This is a genomic window from Pseudidiomarina sp., assembly GCF_033722695.1.
GTDB lineage: Bacteria > Pseudomonadota > Gammaproteobacteria > Enterobacterales > Alteromonadaceae > Pseudidiomarina.
This window is the reverse complement of sequence record NZ_JAWVYM010000050.1, coordinates 1-6,694: the sequence shown is the minus strand read 5'-3', so window position 1 is coordinate 6,694 and position 6,694 is coordinate 1. Positions and strand designations below refer to the sequence as shown.

Here is a 6,694-nt window from a genome sequence, read left to right as displayed (position 1 = left end):
GGGTTCTACCCAGTTATCACGGACGGTTTAAAATCGCACTAAACTGCTGATCTCGTTTTGCCAGTCTACGACGCATTCTTGGATTATGAAACCGTTCAATATAATCAAAGATATCTGAACGCGCTTCATCCCTGGTTCGGTACAGGCGGTAATTCACTCGTTCACGCTTGAGTATTCCAAAAAAACCTTCACAGGGGGCGTTGTCACTGCAGTGACCGACCGCACTCATGCTGCTCACCAGGTGATTAGATTTAAGTGCCCGCTGATAATCACCACTGGTAAATTGAGAGCCGCGATCAGAGTGTAAAATTAGCGGCTGGTTACCTGTTCGTTGCCAGACTGCCATCTCCACTGCCCGGACAACCATATGGCGATCCTGACTGTGATGCATGGACCAACCAACAACCAACTTGCTATACAGGTCCAGTACAACGCACAGAAACAATTTACCTTCGGTGGTTTTTACTTCGGTAATATCGGTGACCCATTTGGTTTCAGGCTCTGCTGCTGTGAAGTCACGTGCCAGGTGATTTTTAAGGCCCGCCGGTCGGGCGGCCTGCCGCTTTCTGCCTCGTCCTTTCTTGCGGGGCCAACCCTGAATGCCATTGACTGCCATTAAGCGGGCAACGCGATTCAGACTCAGCCGTTCGCCCTCAACAGAGAGATCTTCATGCATACGTGGTGCGCCAATGACGCCACCACTATCATCGTGGATCTCCTTAATACGGGTCAGGATGCGCTGGTTTTCGACATCCCGGGCACTGGGAGATCGTGCCGCCCAGGCGTAATATCCGCTGGGTGACACTCGCAGGCATCGACACATTAAGCGTATCGGGAATTTATCGCGGCAACGCTCTATCGCCCTATATCTTAGGGCAACTCTCTGGCGAAGAACGTTGCCGCTTCGCGCAAAAAATCCCGTTCCTTTTTAAGTCGGGCATTCTCGCGTTTAAGCCGCGCCATTTCTTCATCGCGGGGATTACCTGAGCCATTGAAAGCCTGGTCAGAGGATGGCTCCGCTTCGCGTCTCCACCGACTGAGTAAATTGGGGTTAATACCGACCTCAATAGCGATCTGACGGCAGCTCACACCGGGCTGCTTTGTCAGAGCTAAGACTTCTCGTTTAAACTCGGGGCTGTACTTTCTTCGTTTGGTCATGAACACTCCTTATGGGCATATTATGCCTCTTTTTGGATGTGTCCGTAAAATCTGGGTAGAACCCCAAATGCTTTCAAGCGGATCTTGGCGCGTACGCCATTGCCGTTGAGTTAGTTTTTTATCTTGTTGTTGTTTATCAATACGCCGGGCTGAACGCTCAGATATGCCTGCTTTTGCAGCAGCGACAACTTGGCTGTTTCGTTTTCTATGAGTCATGTATTTCTTGACCTGTTGATCCGTGATTCGTGTTCCCGGCACAGTGAACTCCTCCGTTCTGCTGTACCGAACCTTATCAGATCAACCGGCCAAGATAATTGTCGCTAGACCGGCCACCGTAATTGTCGCTTAATACTCTACAAATTACTTGAAGACGAATATCCAAAAGAGGTTGAAAACTTCAGAGCTAAAGTAGTTGCTTTTCTAAACCCATAGACATTCTGCCCATCCAATATTGATAGCAACCTATTTCTACTGATTACAAATGATGCTATCTAGACTACTTGATCCGTTAATTGACCCGAAAACGGAAATAGACACGTAGTGTTAGCGCCTACTAAATCTTGATTTCTTTATTTAGATGGTGGCCCCTCCCAGATTTGAACTGGGGACCAACCGATTATGAGTCGGGTGCTCTAACCACTGAGCTAAGGGGCCATGTTGGTATTTCGGTAGGATGCTTTTAGCAAAGCGGGCGCAAGTATATGAAATTTCGGCCCGCTTGTCATGACCTCCCATGCAGAAAATGGGAGGCTTTTTTTAAAGTTTTATGCCGTAGAATTCAGCGGCGTTGGTAGCAAAGACTTTGTCGATAGCCTTCTCGTCGTCGAGGGCTGCGCAGATGGTCTCAATGTCACCAAAGTTAAAGGGCCGCTCGGTACGCACGGACGGCAGGTCGGTACCGAACATCAGGCAGTCGGGGTTGGTCTTGTACAGCAGCTTCACGGCTTCGCTGACGTTCACCTCGGTGCGACCAAAGCCACTGGCTTTAATCTTACCGCCGGCTTCGGCCAGACGCTGAATCTGCGACACGCCGGAACGCGCCATACCCAGATGGTCAATGGACACTTTCGGCAGCTTCAGCAGCTTCGGCAGTACTTCGTCCATTTCACGGCTATCGACGTACATTTCGAGATGCCAGCCGGCCAGATCCCAGATCCGCTCACCAAAATCCACCAGGTTGTCTAAACCACGCACTACCCGGCGCTTCAGGTTTACCCGCACGCCACGAATGCCCTGTTCTTTTAACGAGAGAATCTTCGCGTCAGACACACTGCTGGGCAAGTTGGTAATGCCCACAAAGCATTCGCCAAGCTTGGGCAGCGCATCAGAGAAATAGGTATGGTCAAAGCCCTGCACCGAACCGGATACCAGCGCACCGCCAATAATAGGCAGATCTTTAGTGCGGTGCTGGTAGTCTTCAACGGTAAACGGCGGTGGCAAAAACCCCTGATTTTCGATCAGGGGATAGGCACTGTTGTAGATATGAAAATGCGCATCGACAATGCGATGCGGTTGCTGTTTTTCGGTCGCGTTCTGATCAGCTGCGATCATAAATCATCCTTTATCAGCGAAATGAGTACGTTTTTATTCGTCCAGGAACGACTTCAGCTGCTCCGAGCGGCTTGGATGCCGCAGTTTACGCAGAGCTTTGGCTTCGATCTGACGAATCCGTTCACGCGTCACGTCGAACTGTTTACCAACTTCTTCCAGAGTATGGTCGGTATTCATGTCGATACCAAATCGCATACGCAATACTTTCGCTTCACGTTGGGTGAGGCCACCTAACACTTCACGGACTGCGTTACGCAGGCTCTCAGCGGTGGCTGAGTCGACCGGCAGATCCAGCGTGGTGTCTTCAATGAAATCACCCAGATGCGAATCTTCATCATCGCCAATGGGAGTCTCCATCGAGATCGGCTCTTTGGCAATCTTCAGTACTTTGCGGATCTTGTCTTCAGGCATGACCATGCGCTCGGCCAGTTCTTCCGGCGATGGCTCACGACCCATTTCCTGCAGCATCTGCCGCGAGATCCGGTTCAGTTTGTTGATGGTTTCGATCATATGCACCGGGATTCGGATGGTCCGGGCCTGGTCCGCAATTGAGCGGGTAATGGCCTGACGTATCCACCAGGTAGCATAGGTCGAGAATTTGTAACCGCGGCGGTATTCAAACTTGTCCACGGCTTTCATCAAACCGATGTTACCTTCCTGGATTAAGTCCAGGAACTGCAAGCCACGGTTGGTGTATTTTTTCGCGATTGAGATAACCAGACGCAGGTTGGCTTCAACCATTTCCTTCTTGGCCCGGCGCGCTTTGGCTTCACCGATCGACATGCGACGGTTGATATCCTTTACCTTGGCGATAGTCAGCCCGGTTTCAATCTCAACTTCAGCCAGTTTGTGGATGCAGCGCTCAAGCTCTGGTTGCAGAACTTTCAGGGCATCCGAGTAGCTTTCACCGGCGCCGATGGCCTGATCCAGCCAGGCGGTGCTGTTTTCGTTACCAGCAAATGACTTCATGAAAGCGCGCTTCGGCATCGCCGACTGTTCGACGCACATTTTCATGATCAAGCGTTCCTGCACACGCACACGATGCATCATGTCGCGCATGTCTTTCACCAGCCGGTCAAACTGCTTGGGCACCAGGCGGAACTGTTTGAACAGGTCGCTCAGGGCGTCAATTTCAGAACGGGCTTTGGCGTGGTCACGGCCGTGCTTGCTGATAGCCTTGCGGGTTTTCTCGTACTGGTCGCGTAATTCTGCGAATTTCTGGCGCGCAAACTCCGGATCGATACCGCCTTCTGAGGCGTCATCATCCTCGTCATCCTCGTCGCCATCGTCGTCTTCGTCTTCAAGCTCTTCTTTGGACAGTTCAGACCCGATATGGGTGGCGGCAACCGGAGCTTCGTCGACTTCGTTGGGATCGATAAATCCTGAGATAATATCCGTCAGCCGCATTTCTTCGGCTTCGCAGGTATCCCACTGATCAAGTAAAAAGTTAATGGCTTCAGGATATTCAGCAACTGAGCACTGAACCTGATTAATGCCTTCTTCGATGCGCTTGGCGATGTCGATTTCGCCTTCACGGGTCAATAGCTCAACGGTACCCATCTCACGCATGTACATGCGGACCGGATCCGTGGTGCGGCCTAATTCACCGTCAACACTGGCCAGCGCCTGGGCGGCAGCTTCCGCGGCATCTTCATCGGCGGTGTCTTCACTCATCATCAACTCATCAGCATCCGGTGCGTGTTCAAACACCTTGATGCCCATGTCGTTGATCATGCTAATAATGTCTTCGATCTGATCCGAATCAACGATCTCAGAAGGCAGATGATCGTTCACTTCCGCGAACGTTAAATACCCCTGCTCTTTGCCTTTAGCAATGAGCGTTCTGAGCTGTGATTGACGACTCTGCTGCATACAGAAATACCACCTGATATTTATAGAAAAAGTGACCGGTCTTAAACGTTACACCGAATGCGAAAAAGAGCACTATCAAGGATAAAATTCAAGACCGGAAACTATAGCAGATTTTGTCGTTTTGAGCCAGAAATTAATCAGTCGTGGTGCGGGATGCGGGCCAGTGCCAGGTCGCCGGTACCGATCAGAACGCCGTCAGCAAATACCAGTGGCGTGCACTCGTCTTTGGTGGTGTTGCCATCAGCATGAACGCGATGGGTGCGATAGTACATGACGCGGTAGCGGACATTGTCCACGGTCACCAGGTCAGAGAAATTCGGTGAGCCCATCTCATTTTCGACTTGTTTTAGGGTCGCGCCTTCATCCAGACTGGCTATAACCTTGCGGTTGCGCGCTTCGGTGTCTTCGTAGTCGGCTTTACTGTATTTGTGAATACCATCACCATCGGCAACGACGATACAGCCCTGCAGACCAAAGCTGAGTGCGGCCACTAAACCGAAAGCGGCTAACTGAGTACCTTTCATGTGTTACTCCAATTCATAATTGTTTGATTTATAGTCTAAATTTTCAGGGGTAAGATATGTACTTACAGCGTGAATTTATGCAATAGGGATGCCAGCTTTTCTATCTTACTGTTATAAATAGCATTTTTACTGAAACAAGCTGAAAGCTGATGGCCTGGGGTGAAGCATCTGACCAACACGTTGGTCCATTTCACTAATCCGTTAGCCGTTTGGCTTATTTTTTACCTTTGCCGGAACGGTATTTTAGCAGGGTCATGTACTCCTGCTGCTCCGCGCGTGTCAGCGGCGTCTGCTGTTCCTTTTCCAGCAATTCACTGGCGCGCTGCTCGACAAACTGATCGATAAAAAATAGAAAAATATCCAGGAATTCCTGCCGGACGCGTTCCGGATCCAGATGATGGTCCCAGCGTGCCAACTGGCGCAGCGCATTTTCTTCGGGCGCCCCGCGCCACATTTCCAGCAGTTGTGCGGTAGTCACCGGCCGCTCGCTGGTTTGTCGGTGCATAGCCAGCAACAGTTCGATACCGGGGAGTTTCAGTGCTTTAAGTTCTTCATGCAGCGGCACTTCCTGGCCCAGCTCAGGGTGCTGCAACAGCAGGCCGATGGCGCGCCGCATGGGGGTTATCTTCAGACTCTCTGCCGGGCGTCGGCCACTGGCTGGTGCCTTAATATGGTTGGCGATCTGCGAGGTTTCGCGGCGCAACAGACGCGCCAGTCGCTCCATCAGGGTCTCGCGATAGAAGTCACTGGCGATGCGCTCAATCAGCGGCTTAGCCTGCTTCAGCAATGCAGACTTACCAGCATCGGTATTCAAATCCAGCGATTCTGCCAGGTGACTGAAAAAGTAATCGGTAAAACTCTGGGCTTTCGTCAGGCGCTCTTCAAAGTGCTCAGCGCCCTCTTTGCGCACCAGCGAATCCGGATCTTCACCGTCGGGCAGGAACAAAAACTTAAGCTCCAGGCCGTCGGTCAGCAGCGGCAGCGCGTTCTCCAGCGCCCGCCAGGCAGCGTCGCGGCCGGCCCGGTCGCCGTCATAGCAGCAAACCACCCGCGGCGTGGCACGGAACAGTATCTGCAGCTGCTCGGTGGTGGTCGCGGTGCCGAGCGACGCCACGGCGTAGTTAATACCGGCCTGGGCCAGTGCCACCACGTCCATGTAGCCTTCAACGATCAGGATCTGCTCAGGCTGTCGGTGCGCCTGACGCACTTCGTAAAAGCCATAAAGCTCACGGCCTTTATGGAAAATACGCGTTTCCGGCGAGTTCAGGTATTTGGGGCCATCGCCTTCCAGTACCCGGCCTCCGAAGCCGACCACGCGACCACGACGATCCCGGATCGGGAACATCACCCGGTCGCGGAAGAAATCATAATAGCGGCCATTGCCGTTTTTATTGACCAGCTTAAGTTCAACCAGCTGCTCACGGCTGGCCTGACCGCTCGACAGCGCTTTCAGAATGCCATCCCACTCATCCGGTGCATAGCCAATCTGGAAAGCCTTCACGATCTCGCCGTTGAGCCCGCGGTTCTTCAGGTACTCAATAACTTTGGCGGAGTTCTTATGGTGCCGCAGTTGATGGGCGAAAAAGCGC

The 6,694-nt window shown here is 52.1% G+C and carries 4 protein-coding genes, 1 tRNA gene and 1 pseudogene; all 6 read right to left on the bottom strand.

Translation table 11 applies throughout. The features are described from left to right. Nucleotides 1-5: 5 nt before the first annotated feature. Nucleotides 6-1,158, bottom strand: a pseudogene (locus R3196_RS10565) (IS3 family transposase). A 578-nt stretch (nucleotides 1,159-1,736) separates the two neighbouring features. Beyond that, nucleotides 1,737-1,812: transfer RNA gene (locus tag R3196_RS10560), tRNA-Ile, on the bottom strand. 102 nt (nucleotides 1,813-1,914) lie between these two features. Beyond that, nucleotides 1,915-2,709, bottom strand: a complete 795-nt coding sequence (locus tag R3196_RS10555; protein WP_318936736.1) for an amidohydrolase family protein — start codon at nucleotides 2,707-2,709, stop codon at nucleotides 1,915-1,917. Between the two features lie 33 nt (nucleotides 2,710-2,742). Continuing rightward, nucleotides 2,743-4,581, bottom strand: coding sequence for an RNA polymerase sigma factor RpoD (rpoD, locus tag R3196_RS10550; RefSeq protein WP_318936735.1), 1,839 nt, complete (start codon nucleotides 4,579-4,581; stop codon nucleotides 2,743-2,745). A 137-nt stretch (nucleotides 4,582-4,718) separates the two neighbouring features. Then, entirely contained in the window at nucleotides 4,719-5,105 is a 387-nt protein-coding gene (locus tag R3196_RS10545) for a DUF3192 domain-containing protein (RefSeq protein ID WP_318936734.1), read from the bottom strand. A gap of 214 nt (nucleotides 5,106-5,319) precedes the next feature. Next, on the bottom strand, nucleotides 5,320-6,694 hold a 1,375-nt coding region (gene dnaG / locus R3196_RS10540; protein WP_318936733.1), incomplete at its 5' end, for a DNA primase.